General features: G+C 45.6%; 6 protein-coding genes. 4 read left to right on the top strand and 2 right to left on the bottom strand.

Annotation, left to right across the window (positions count from 1 at the left end; all coding sequences use genetic code 11):
- Nucleotides 1-351 precede the first annotated feature (351 nt).
- Nucleotides 352-1,164 carry an SDR family oxidoreductase gene (locus MUY27_RS02745; RefSeq protein ID WP_245128439.1) on the top strand — a complete coding sequence of 271 codons (813 nt, stop codon included), beginning with the start codon at nucleotides 352-354 and terminating at the stop codon, nucleotides 1,162-1,164.
- 83 nt (nucleotides 1,165-1,247) lie between these two features.
- Here MUY27_RS02745 and MUY27_RS02750 read toward each other — a convergent pair whose 3' ends face one another.
- Nucleotides 1,248-3,170 (bottom strand): alpha/beta hydrolase-fold protein, encoded by a 1,923-nt coding sequence (locus tag MUY27_RS02750; RefSeq protein ID WP_245128440.1) that lies wholly within the window; start codon nucleotides 3,168-3,170, stop codon nucleotides 1,248-1,250.
- Nucleotides 3,171-3,208: 38 nt separating this feature from the next.
- Nucleotides 3,209-5,188 carry a family 43 glycosylhydrolase gene (locus MUY27_RS02755; protein WP_245128441.1) on the bottom strand — a complete coding sequence of 660 codons (1,980 nt, stop codon included), beginning with the start codon at nucleotides 5,186-5,188 and terminating at the stop codon, nucleotides 3,209-3,211.
- A 291-nt stretch (nucleotides 5,189-5,479) separates the two neighbouring features.
- Between MUY27_RS02755 and MUY27_RS02760 the strand changes: the two genes are divergently transcribed.
- The 3 genes from MUY27_RS02760 (at nucleotide 5,480) to MUY27_RS02770 (ending at nucleotide 13,928) form a co-directional block, all read left to right on the top strand.
- Nucleotides 5,480-7,060, top strand: a complete 1,581-nt coding sequence (locus MUY27_RS02760) for a GH39 family glycosyl hydrolase (protein WP_245128442.1) — start codon at nucleotides 5,480-5,482, stop codon at nucleotides 7,058-7,060.
- A complete protein-coding gene (locus tag MUY27_RS02765) occupies nucleotides 7,057-9,510 on the top strand; it encodes a glycoside hydrolase family 95 protein (RefSeq protein WP_245128443.1) in 2,454 nt (817 codons plus the stop codon). Before MUY27_RS02760 ends, MUY27_RS02765 begins: the two co-directional genes overlap by 4 nt.
- A gap of 350 nt (nucleotides 9,511-9,860) precedes the next feature.
- Complete coding sequence (locus MUY27_RS02770; RefSeq protein ID WP_245128444.1) at nucleotides 9,861-13,928, top strand: hybrid sensor histidine kinase/response regulator transcription factor; 4,068 nt, start codon at nucleotides 9,861-9,863, stop codon at nucleotides 13,926-13,928.
- The last annotated feature ends 147 nt before the right edge of the window (nucleotides 13,929-14,075 follow it).

A 14,075-nucleotide genomic window follows, 5' to 3' on the forward strand; every position in this document is an offset into this window, starting at 1 on the left:
ATTTCGTTAAAAACATACTACAAATGTTTAAAAAGTGCCTTTAAAACCGTTATAATAAACATTCGTGATACGACTGGAATTAGCAACTTTTTAGCAGTATGTATTATTTTTTGATACATTTTTATTTTTCCTGCTCTATTAATTAAAAAACATTTTTGTTAAGGCGGTTTTACTGCAATATGTATCTTGTGCGGGTGAAATCACTTGTAAAAAATCTTTTTTTGTAAAAGATGTTACGATTTTTTCAAGTATAATTACAATCGATTGCGTAAGGTTATCGAGGTCATGAATAACGTTCAATCACCAATAAGCCTGACATAAATAACAATATAGATTTAGTATATAAATAATATGAACAGTTTTTCACTTGAAAATAAGGTGATCATGGTAACCGGCGGAACCGGCATTTTAGGGCAGGCATTCATCAAAGCTATTGCAGAAGCAGGCGGTACTGTTGCGGTATTGGGCCGAAACCAGAAAGTTGCAGAAGAACGTGTAGCCGAACTGAAGGCTACAGGCGCCAAAGCAATTGCGCTTATTGCTGATGTTACCAAAGAAGACGAACTAAAAGAAGCCCGTAAGCAACTGCTGGATACCTACGGCCGCATCGATGGCCTGGTAAATGGTGCGGGGGGTAACATGCCTGCTGCTGTGGTACAGCCAAAGGACGATATCTTCTCTTTAAATATGGAAGGTTTAAGGCAGGTAATGGATCTGAATCTTTTCGGTACGCTACTGCCTACGCAGGTATTTGGTGAGGCCATGGCGGGAAATGAGACCGGCAGCATTATCAATATCTCATCTATGGCTTCGCAACAGGCGGTTACCAAGGTTTTGGGGTATAGCCTGGCCAAGGCAGCGATAGATTTATATACCAAATGGTTTGCGGTGGAACTGGCCAACCGTTACGGCGATAAACTACGGATGAACGCCATCGCACCGGGATTCTTCCTGACAGAACAGAACCGTACACTATTAACCAATACCGACGGTTCGTACACCGAACGGGGCAACCTGGTGATTGCGAACACGCCTTATAAACGTTTTGGTGATCCGCAGGAGTTAGTAGGCGCGTTAATCTGGCTGCTGAGTGATGCTTCTAAGTTCGTTACCGGAACAGTGGTGAACGTAGATGGTGGGTTTTCTGTATTCAGCGGGGTTTAATCTTAATTATATAATATCGCAAAAGCCGGTATTGCTGAGTGCGATACCGGCTTTTGCGTTAGATATTATGTAGGATTTATACCTTAATTCTTAAATATCAAAGGCACGAAGTTATATAGGTGATTGCGCCAAACCGGCCAGGTATGGCCTCCCGGATATTCATAGTAGGTATATTTTAACTTCAGATCATCAAATTGGTGCAGCATGGTCTGGCAGTTCTTGTAGGCAATATCTTCCTTTCCGCCCATGGCAATCCATAACAGGCTTAGATTGTTTTTAATCTTTTCCTGGTTTTTTCGCAGAAAATCATACTGTGCATCGGCAATAGCGCTTTGTGCCGGCTGTATCCAGCCAGAGCTAAATACGCCCAGGTAAGAGAATAAGTCTGTATTATAAATACCGCTGTAAAGCGTTTGAATACCGCCCATAGATAAACCGGCTAATGCCCTGTTTTTGGCATCGGTTTCTGTGCGGTAATTGTGATCTATAAAAGGAATAATGCTTTTCTTTAAATCTGCTTCAAACATCTTTAATGGATTATCACTGAAGGCGCCGGTGCCAATATTTGCATCAGCCATAACGATAAGCATTGGGCGGGCTTTCTTTTCGGCTATCAGGTTATCCAGGATATTGTCAGTTTTCCCTTGCGTGGCCCATCCGCGCTCATCTTCGCCGCCGCCATGCAGCAGGTATAAAACAGGGTATTTCTGCGATTGGTCTACATCATAACCCGGTGGGGTGTAGATGAAAAGCCTGCGCCAGCTGTTGGTTACTGTCGAATAGTAATTCTTAATCCGGATGTCGCCGTGTGGTACGTCTTTCAGATCGTAATATCCGCCACCGGTAAATGGTATCTCAATACCACTTGCCATTCTACCCATCCCGTAAAAGGTTTCGCTTGATGGATCTGCCACAGGCAAGCCATCGATGATAAGCGAATAGTAATGAAACCCTTCGCCGATAGAATCTGTCGTTACTGTCCAGAATCCTTCTGCATCGCGGGTCATGTCGTACTTTTTGCCTAAATCTATCTGCATCTTCTGGGCATTCGGGGCTTTGATACGGAAAGCTACCCGATGATCAGGAAGTATCTGCGGATATCTTGAAGAGCGGATATTGGTAGTAGCCGGGATGCCCAGAACGGTCATTTTTTGAAAAGACGCGACATTAACCGGCTTGAATAGTAATTGCGAAAACATATACAAATCGTTCTTCCAAACTTTAAAGTCATGTACGCCGGGCTCAATGTAGAAAATGTGAGGTACGGCGTACTTGTCCAGGTAATCATGGGTACGTTTACTGAACGAGATTAGGTTGTCGTTATCCCCGCAAGAGATCCAAAGCAATTTAAGCTGTTTTTTAGCAGCGGCTGGGTCGGGTAATAATTCTTCAGGCCTTTTGGTGTTTGGTGCAGAAGAAAATCCGCCGATCCAGGCGAATTTATCCAGGTTCCCGAGGCCAAAATTTAAAGATTGCCCGCCCCCCATAGAAAGTCCAGCTACGGCCCGATGCTCGCGATCCGTTAGTGCAGGGTACTTTTTCTGGATGTAAGGGATCAGGTCTTTAAGCAGGTCCTGCTCAAAGGTTGCAAATGCCTGTACCTTATCCGGCGCCATAATATTACCGGTCGCGCGATCATTCTTCATCGCCCTACCATTGGGTAATACCACAATCATAGGCACTAGCTTACCTTCGGCATAAAGGTTATCCAGTATCCTTTCCGGGTGCCCATTATTCAGCCACTCAAATTCGTCGCCGCCTATACCGTGCAGTAGGTAAAGCACCGGGTATTTTTTACTTTTTGAATAACCTGGTGGCGTGTAAACCAACGCCCGGCGGGTGGTATCCACCGTTTTAGAGGGATAGGTAATCGTGTCAATCTTTCCGTGGGGAATATTGATACGAAGCGAATCAAACCCGGCAGGAGAATGTTTAGCCATATCCTGCGCGCCGGCTCCTGTGGCGAGGCCGATGACGGCCAATGCGGTAAAAATTAATCTTCTCATGGTTTATGGTGATAAGTTTGTTTTAATTCTATAAGCAGTTACTTTTTATCGAACTTTAAGCTTTTGATAAAGAGCGAACCAGGTTTGCCGGCCGCAAATTTGATGAATACATCGTGGCTGCCTGATACCGCTTTTATCGCTTTTGAAATATTTTGCCAGCTACCGGTTTGTTTGGCTTTCAGCTCTGCAACAGCAATCAATTTACCGTTTTTTGTTGTAATGTCATCCAGCCATATTTCTACTTTTTGATCTTTTGATACGGCTGCTGTTAATTGTAACCCAGTAGAAGGCGAATTTACTGCGCCCAGGTTTACGCCAGAGATCATTAACCAACCGCCCAAAGCAGAGGTATTGGTCGCAGTTTTTTGATTTAAATGTTCCACCGTTTCCACACCGTAGTAATTGCTGTAGCCGTAGGCCGGTATTTCAGACTCGCCATCCTTGCAGGAGAAGAAGTCAAAGTCAGCAGGTTTGCCTTCTGCAAATAAGCCCAGGCTGGTACCCACCCAAGAATTGTAGTTCGGCTGAACCTTGTCAAGCGGCCGGGCATCTATTGGTGAGCCGACGGACATCCAGTTTTTACCATCAGCGCTGTAGTAAGCACTTAATGTATGCCAATTACGGGTGATTTTTAACCAAACGGTATTACCCGCTTTGTTAGGCACAACACGAACGGCGGTATCCAATGCAAAAACAATTTCTTTTTGCTGGTTAAAGGTAGTAAACAGCCTTACGTTTACCTTTTGATTACCGCTGGTTAAATAAATACCGGCTTTGGCAGCCGTATCTGCAGCGTTAAAATCTACTTTGGTTACAGCGGTATAGTAATGATCCGTTTCTTTCTGAACAACATGGGTACGGCCGTTTTGCGGTGTCAGCCTGATCCAGCCTTTGCGTGCGATAAGCGAGTAATTGGCGGCGGCGCTGCGGGTAAGGAAATGCCACGGTAGACCTAAAGAATCGCCGTCGAAATAGTCAGGTAATACCGCTCTCCAATGTAAGCCAGATTGTGGCAAGTTTGGCCGTTCTTCGGGTTTGCTGGTTGGCGCCACACCCCAGGGGCGGTCGCCTTCCCAAATCACACGATATAAGGCGGTTTGCCTGCCCATACCAGACCAATCATCCTCACTGTTCCGTTGGTAGCTTTGACCTATCGTCCACCAGGTGCCGTCGGCAAGTTGGACAGGTGCGGCAATGTGGTTAGGGCTGCGAAAAGTAGCTTTCGGGTCCGTAATGGGTTTAAAGAATTTGCCCAAACGCTCCCATTTGGTAGAATCTGAGGTGAGTGCGGTAGCACGTAGTACGTATTGCCCGCCGGAAACGTCGCCTGCAGGGAAGTAGTAATAATAACCGTTGCGTTTACACATTACCGGTCCTTCTGCCCAGCTGTATTGCAGGTTCCCGTTAATCCAGTCGAGGTTAATCACAGCATCAGTAAGCTGTCCGTCCTTGCCGATGGCTTGCAAACGGTTCACTTTCTGGCCGTTCTTGATCACCATATAAGGTTTGCCATCGTCATCCACGAAGATCGAATTGTCGTATCCCAGCGGACCTGTTGCCTGCGGGGTTTTCACCTGCACCGGGGCAGACCATGGCCCACGAGGGGATTTTGCCTTACTAAACCATTGGCCGTTCGACGAAAAATAAATCCAGTAAGAGCCATAGAAATACGTGATTGCGCCCTGCCAGATACCCGCTGAAGGGCGGTCTGTTATTTTTTCGGAATGTTTAGCCGGAACTACCCTGCTGATGATCTCCCAATGTACCAGGTCTTTTGAATGATAGACGGGCAGGTAAGGGTTAAAGTGAAAGCTGGATCCGCAATGGTAAAAATCATCACCTACTTTAAGCAGCGTAGGATCGGGATGGTCGCCGGGTAATACCGGGTTGACAAATGTTTTTACGCTATTGTAATAAGCGGCAGAGTCTGTAGTGGCTGCCTGCCCATAACTGATGGTAGATAATTTAAAAAGCATGGCAAGCGAAAGTCCGGCCAGCCGATAGTAGAAGTATCTCATTTTTTGATGATAAATAAATAGGCATTTTAATGCTGTTAAAAGCGCAGGTTTACACACTTACAGCACAGGTTCCTTTTGATAAGCAATCAGGTCTAAATTAGTGCAGCGGCGATGCTGGTGCGGGTACAAATCGTTTTTTTAATGCTACGAATGTTTAAAATAGATCATTGGTCTTGTGCAGCCCGGCAACATTTGTTTTTTTCGTTAAAAGGAAAGTGAAGTACGCCGTGAGTTGGTCGAAAAATCTTTTGATTTCACAGTCTTCAAACCAAATCTGTACCTGAATAAAAAATGATGAAGAATTTTAATAAACGTTTTTTTGCGCTTTTAGCAGCGGTGTGGATTACCCTAACGGTAAGCGCACAGCCTGCTAAAACAAGGGAAATTAGTGCCGATTTTAAACAGATTAGCGGTCCGCTTAATCGTAACTTCTTAAAATGTGTTGGCGCAGGCCGGGCAAACGAAGGTTTGCGGGCCGACTGGCAACGGCAGTTGAGGATGGCGAAACAGGAATGTGGTTTCGAATACATCCGCTTTCATGGTCTGCTGGCAGATGATATGGGGGTATACCGTGAGGAACGCGGACGGCCTGTTTTGAACTGGCAGTATATAGATGAATTGTTCGACTTCCTGATCAGTATCAAAATGAAGCCATTTGTTGAAATCGGCTTTATGCCCGCTGCGCTTGCAAGCGGCGATAAGACGATATTTTGGTGGAAAGGGAATATCACCCCGCCGAAAGATTATAATAAATGGAACGATCTGATTAGAAGCCTTGTAAAGCACTGGACAGAAAGATATGGCCGGGAGGAAGTAAAAACGTGGTATTTTGAGGTTTGGAACGAACCTAATCTGAGGAATTTATTTTTCAGCGGCAGCCATGAAGACTATTTTAAACTTTACAGGGAAACTGCCTCGGCAGTTAAAAGCGTTGACGCAGTGTATAGGGTAGGCGGCCCTGGCAGCGCCGGAAATGCCTGGATCCCAGATCTGATCAATTTCTGCTCTACCAACAAAGTACCTATCGATTTTATCAGCACGCATGATTACGGCGTGAAACAAGGTTACCTGGATACTTCCGGTCGTGTTGGCACTATTATCAATCCCAATAAGAACAGCGTAGCCAATAACATGGCGCGTTCACGTAAGGCCATCAGCAACTCTGCAATTCCGGGCCTGGAACTGCACTATACAGAATGGAGTACATCTTACACACCGTCAGACCCGATACACGACACGTACGAAGAAGCAGCTTACATTTTAAATACCGTGAACCGTGCGGCTAACGACGTTAATTCGATGTCGTACTGGACATTCACCGATATATTTGAGGAACAGGGGCCACGCGCTACACCTTTTCACGGAGGGTTTGGGCTGATCAATTACCAGGATATTAAAAAGCCGGCCTATTATGCGTATAAATTTCTTAATGAATTGGGCGGGCAACGGTTAGCTAATGCCGATTCAAGCGCGATTATTTGCAAGGATAAAAGTGGAAATGTACAGGCCTTACTGTGGGATTGCACCATCGATCATCCGGGCGATTCTACCAATAACCAGGTTTTTTATAAACGGCTGATCCCGGCTAAGCCAATTGGCAGTACACGGTTAAAGTTGCGCAACCTGCCCGCCGGGAAATACCGCGTTGAGGTTTACCAGACCGGTTACCGGGTGAATGATGTTTACGCCACCTATCATGATCTTGGTTCGCCATCGCAACTCACCCTGCAACAGGTAGCAACGATCAAAAAGAACAACAGCGGCGCTCCGCTGATGGTTAGCACGGTAACTATCGGCTCAGGAGGTACTTTCGAAAAGGTATTGAACATGAGGCAAAACGATGTTTACTTTGTTAAACTGATAAAGCTATGAGTTGCAGAAATATTGGGTTTATCCTGTTGTTTAGCTTAGCCTTTGCATCTGTGGGCAATGGACAAGGGAGGTACAAACTTTGGTATACCAAACCCGCTGCTAATTGGAACGAGGCTTTGCCTTTGGGCAATGGGCACCTGGGTGCAATGGTGTTCGGCGGGGTGGCGGAAGAACGGTTGCAACTAAACGAAAGCACCATATGGGCAGGTGGGCCCAACAATACGGTTGATTCTTTAGCGGCGAAATACATCACCCAGGTACGCACTTTATTGAAAGAAAAGAAATACAAAGAAGCACAGCAACTGGCTAATCAGCATCTGGGGCCGAAAGGCAATAGCGGGATGCCTTACCAGATAGCGGGTAACCTGAAAATTGCTTTTCCGGGACAGGATGAGGTAAGCGACTACTACCGCGATCTGGATATCAGTAATGCGACAGCAACTGTAAGCTATTCTTCTGGCGGAGTCAATTACAAGCGAGAATACTTTACATCCTTCACCAATAACGTACTGATGGTACGGCTTTCAGCCGATAAGCCCGGCAAAATATCGTGTCGTATCAGTCTCGAAAGCCCCTTGAAGCAGTCGCTCAAAGTCAGTAAAAATCAGATTGAGCTTTCCGGGAAAGGCAGCGATCATGAAAATCAGCATGGACAGGTGAAGTTCAGCGTGATCAGTCGGGTGAAAAATACCGGCGGTAACCTGAGTGCAGATTCTACAGGTATCCGGATCAGCGATGCGGACACCGCTGTTTTGTATCTGGCGATTGGGAGCAACTTTGTAAATTATAAAGACCTTTCTGCCGATGGACAAAAACGTGCCATCGCTTCCCTTGATGCTGCGGAAAAGCAAAACTTCAGTCAATTGCAAGCAATGCATAAGGGTTTTTATAAACGCTTTTTCGACCGGGTTTCGCTTCAACTTGGCGATACAAAATCAACTGAACTACCTACAGATGCCCGGATAAAAAACTTCCAGAACGGTGATGACCCGCAGCTTGCTGAATTGTATTTCCAGTTTGGCAGGTACCTGCTCATTAGCTCCTCACAACCGGGTTCGCAACCGGCAAACTTACAAGGCATATGGAACGGCGATCTGAAAGGTGCCTGGGATAGCAAATACACCGTGAACATCAACACGGAAATGAACTACTGGCCCAGCGAGGTAACACAACTTACCGAACTTGGAACGCCATTATTTCAAATGATAAAAGATCTATCGGTTACTGGGCGCGAGTCAGCTACTAAAATGTACGGGGCCAGAGGGTGGATGCTGCATCATAATACAGACATCTGGCGGATTACCGGCATTGTTGATGGCGCTTTCTGGGGATTATGGCCTACAGCAAATGCCTGGCTTTGCCAGCACTTATGGGAGCATTACCTGTTTACCGGCAACGAGAAGTTTTTAAGAGATTATTATCCGCTAATGAGAGACGCTGCCCGATACTTTACTGATGTGTTGCAGGAAGAGCCGGATCATCATTGGTTAGTGGTATCGCCTTCGGTATCGCCGGAGCATGAATATCAGAACACCGGCGGGGAAGCGGTTTCGGTAACTGCCGGGGCGACGATGGATAACCAGTTGGTTTTCGGCCTGTTCTCCTCAGTAATTGAGGCTGCTAAAGTTTTACATACAGACCAGGCGTTTGCCGATACATTGATCAAATTCCGTTCAAGGCTGCCGCCCATGCAAATCGGTAGATATGGGCAGTTGCAGGAATGGCTGGAGGACTGGGATTCCACCACTGATCACCACCGCCACGTTTCGCACCTATATGGCTTGTTCCCTGCTAATCAAATCTCGCCATTCGCGCAGCCAGAGTTATTTGCAGCGGCTAAGCAGTCACTCATCTACCGCGGTGATGTTTCTACAGGGTGGTCAATGGCCTGGAAAATTAATTTATGGGCGCGTCTGCTGGATGGTGAACATGCTTATAAGCTGATCAAAGATCAGATCAGCCCCGCGGAAAATAATCCAATGAAAGCAGGTGGGACGTATCCCAACATGTTTGATGCCCATCCGCCCTTTCAGATCGATGGTAATTTTGGTTGTACATCCGGTATTTCAGAAATGCTGCTGCAAAGCCATGACGGTGATATTTACCTGCTTCCGGCGCTACCCGCAGCCTGGGGGAAAGCAGGAAGCGTAAGCGGGTTAATGGCACGTGGTGGCTTCAGGATAAATATGAAGTGGCAGAACCAAAAGATCACCCAGCTTCAGGTCTATTCTACCCTGGGCGGTAATTGTCGTCTGCGCGTTAATCAAAAACTATTTAGTAAGCTGGTTAAAACGGCAAAAGACGAAAATGCCAACCCATTTTATAAAGTCGCTGCCGTTCCGCGTGCGCTAAACCATACCCAGCAATCGGTTTCAACATTACACCTTCCCGAAACCTGGTTATATGACCTTTCTACTCAAAAAGGAAAGCTTTACACTGTAATTCCCTGACCAGTAAAAGTTACTTTCTGTAACGAACTATTTATTAAATGTACTTTAAACATTTAATAAATAGTTTTTATATTGTATCAGTATAAACCTGCGGAACTAACTGCTGCTCCAATCCGTATTCTTTTGTGCCTGGTCGCAGAGGGGGTTAGGGAATTTCCTTTTGGGGTATATCACAATGTTTCTTTTAAGTTTATATTTGTAATAACCAATTTAACGGTCGGTTTTAGTCCTTGCTTTCCATCTGATTAAACTATAGAAGCGGGAAAAAATGCCGAGCTGCGCCTAATGTATTTTTAATGTTTAATAATAGCCGTCCTTACAGATATATCTACCTAACAGCGTTGTTGCTAATGCTGTCGAACATTATGTTGGGGCAGCATATCAATTTTACCACGCTAACTACAAAAAGCGGCCTGTCATCCAATACCATTAACGGGATATTGAAAGATAGATACGGTTTAATGTGGTTTGCCACGGCAGACGGGCTTAACCGTTATGACGGCAGTACGTTCACGGTTTACCGGCATCATGAGAATGACCCATCGAGCTTCCCCGCTAATGAGATTATGTGCCTGTTCGAGGACAAGGAGGGGCGTCTTTGGATCGGCAGTGCAGAAGGGGCGTTAATTCTGTATGATCGCCTTCACGATAAATTTAAGGCCTTTACCGGCTGCGGTTTCGGTAAAAGTGTAAAAAGTGAAACGATAAGAGCAATCGCAGAAGATCATCGGGGCAGGTTATGGGTTTCCAGTTATACAGGCCTTTGGGTGATCGATTTTAAGGCGAACAAAACCTCTTTGTTTACCTTAAACTCTATCTATCCTAATTCAGAAACGTTTGTAACTGCGCTTTCGCTTTATGAGGATAGTAAGCAAACCATGTGGGTGGGGACGTCTGCAGGTTTACTGCGTTACGATGAGAAAAGAAATCAGTTTGAGCGGTACCTTCATGACGAACGCAACCCTTCGTCCCTCTCTTCGAATGTTATTAAAGCAATTAAACAAGACCCTTCGGGTACGCTTTGGCTGGGTACAACAAACGGGTTAAATCAGTTAAATAAAGATGGCAGGTCTTTTTCGCGAGTTGCCCTTTCTTCCGAAAAATCAGTCGCGACCGGGAATATCATTTATTCACTTGCTGCAGATGGTAACGAACTATGGATAGGAACAGAAGATGGGCTGGCTATTTTAAATACGCGCACACTAAAGTCTACCCTTATTTCTCCGCAACAACGGGAAATGTTTAGCATTTCAGATAAATCCATCCGGAGTATTTTTATTGATAAAAAAGGAATTTATTGGTTAGGGACGTACCAGGGAGGGGTGGACAAATTCGACAAGAACCTGACGTTGTTTAATCACAAGGTATCTAACCCTTTTGATGCCCAGGGCTTACAATCGCCCATGGTTACCTCATTTGCACAATACGACGGAAAAAACGTTTTTGTAGGTACGGATAATGGTGGCGTACAACTGTTCAACACTGCAAGTGGTTTATTTAGGTCTTTTACTATCCGGCCTGCTAATAGTTCAAGCGACCGCATTTCGGTATTGGCATTAAAATACGCGCGGGATGGAAAGCTTTGGATAGGTACCTATCGGCAGGGCGTGTTTATTCTTGATCCGCGTACCGGCAACTACCAGCAGGTTGTTGCGGGTGAAGGGAAGAACCACATTTCGCAAAATGACATATTTTGTATCGAAGAAGACCCCGCGGGGAGAATCTGGATTGGTACTAATGGCGGTGGTATTGATATTTATGACCCTGTAAAAAAAGGGTTCGCCAACTACGAGAATATATTTGTTAGTGCCAGAAAATTAGGGTTGAATAACTTTATCCGTGCTATTGCAGTTGGCAATAATAACGAGATGTGGGTGGGCACCAGCGGTGCCGGTGTTACCGTTTTTAATCTCACGACGGGTAAGGTTACCCAGTATAATGAGTGGAACAGTAAGCTAAACAGCAACGTGGTAAATTGTATTTTGCGCGATACCAAAGGGCAGATGTGGTTAGGCACCGCCGCAGGGGCAGCCGTTTTCAGCCCGGATAAAAAGCATGTTTCTACTTATTCAGAAAAAGACGGACTGACGAATAACGTAGTGCATAAGATTTTGGAGGATAACCAAGGTCTGTTCTGGATGACTACCAACGCGGGCATCAGTAATTTTAATCCCGCGACAAAAAAATTCAATACTTTTTCTCGTCAAAACGGGGTGCAGGATAGTCCGTTCAATACAGGCTCGGGCATCAGGACTGCTGACGGGCACCTGTTTTTTGGTGGTAACGACGGATTTAATTATTTCGACCCTGCCGACCTGCGCAGTGTAAAGGACGTGCCGCCGGTGATGTTTACAGAATTGCGCGTAGCGAACAATAAGGTTTATGCAGGCGAAAACAGCCCTATCAGTAAGCAGATCAGCCTGGCAAAAGAAATAAAACTGGCCTACGGGCAAAACTTTTCTATTAGCTATGTGGCGGTTAATTATACCAATGCACACCAGGATCAATATGCGTACATGCTGAAAGGGTTTGACCGCGACTGGAATAACGTGGGAAAAGCAACAACTGCGTATTATACCAATATAGACCCCGGTACCTATACCTTTATGGTACGCGCAAGTAACAGCGCAGGGGTTTGGAGCCAGACCCCTACCGAGGTAACGGTGAGAATTCTACCGCCCTGGTGGCGAACAATTTATGCTTACCTGGCTTACTTCGCATTTGGTCTTGCTTTGTTGTTATATATCCGGCACCGGGGTATCAAAAAAATTAAACAGGAACTGGCGCTTGAGGAAGAGAAACGCGAGGCCAACCGCATGCACGAACTGGACATGGCTAAAATCAACTTCCTGACAAATCTGAGCCATGAATTCCGTACGCCAATCTCGCTGATAATGGCGCCTGCCGATAAGCTACTGGCCATGCAAACAGATAAATCGGTTTCGCGCGAGGTAACCATGATCAACAGGAATGCCAGGCGATTGCTCAACCTGGTGAACCAACTGCTGGATTTCAGGAAAATGGAGGAACACGAACTTCGGCTGAATTTAAGTGAGGGCGATGTAGTTGAGTTTATTAGAGAAGCTGTTAATTCTTTCCAGGATTTATCCGAAAGAAAGAAGATCGCGCTGAAGTTCAGTAGCGAAATTAATGGCTATTTTGCCAATTTTGATCATGATAAAATAGAGCGTATTATCTTCAACTTATTGTCGAACGCGTTTAAGTTTACGCCTTCAGAAGGCAGTATAGCTGTTCAACTGTCGGCTGCCAAAACTACAGATGATCGGGATGCGCTAAAAGTAATCATATCAGATACCGGGATTGGTATACCGGCAGATCAGCAGCAGCATATTTTCAAACGGTTTTACCAGCACGATACTTCTGAGGTGATCCTAAATCAGGGAACGGGTATCGGGTTGTCTATCACAAAAGAGTTTGTTGAATTGCAGGGTGGCACTATTGCTTTAGAAAGCGAACCGGGCAAGGGAACAACTTTTACACTTGTTTTTCCATTCGAGAATATTGCAGCGACTGCGCCTGGCATTAATGAACCTGCTGAAGCGGTAGGTGAGAAGCAAACTGAATCCATCGATGCAGGAGATTTGAACCCGGTAGCAGCCCAGGAACAAGAGTCTGTTTTGCTGGTGGAAGATAACGACGATTTCAGGTTTTATTTGAAGGAAAGCCTGAAAGGGCAGTATCGCATTTACGAGGCCTCAAACGGGAAAGAAGGTTGGCAGAAAGCATTATCCTGCCATCCGGACCTGATTGTTACCGATATCAGTATGCCGCACATGAATGGTATTGATCTGTGCCGCAAGTTGAAAAGCGATAAGCGTACCAGCTTTATCCCGGTGATTGTGCTCACGGCGCTTACCGGCGAACAGGATCAGTTAAGAGGGTTGGAAACCGGGGCGAGCGATTATTTGAACAAGCCGTTCAACTTCAGTGTGTTGAGCGCGAAAGTAGCGAACCTGATCAAGATCAACAGGAATTTAAGGACGACGTTTTCTAAACAGATCCAGATCATTCAGCCCGAAGTGCAGATTGATTCCCCGGATGAAAAGCTATTGAGCAAGGTGGCGCAGTTTGTAGATGAGAAGCTGAACGATCCGGAATTTTCGATCGAGGAGTTGAGTAAATACCTGGCGATGAGTCGCAGTTCGCTGTATAACAAGATATTTGAACTTACCGGGTTAGCACCTGTAGAATATGTGCGCTCTATCAAATTGCAAAAGGCCGCTGTTTTACTGGCTAAGAGCCAGTACACCATCCGTGAGATTGCGTTTATGACAGGTTTCGGTACGCCGGGCTATTTCTCAAAACTGTTTAAGGCAAAATATAACATGTCGCCTTCTGAATACTTAAACTCCAAAAGGAATGGCGCAAAGGCGAAGACTGAAGTGATTGACGATTGATTTTATTGGGTGAGTAGATGAATATTAACCTGTGGGCAGTTTTCTCTTAGGATCAAATGTTTTCTAATTGATGCTTCAGGTAGGGCACCGCATCAAGGTTATTTTATTCCGCTGTTGGGTAAAAAACAAGCGGCGACTCGCTCGCCG

The organism is Mucilaginibacter straminoryzae, from assembly GCF_022953055.1.
Taxonomy (GTDB): Bacteria; Bacteroidota; Bacteroidia; order Sphingobacteriales; family Sphingobacteriaceae; genus Mucilaginibacter; species Mucilaginibacter straminoryzae.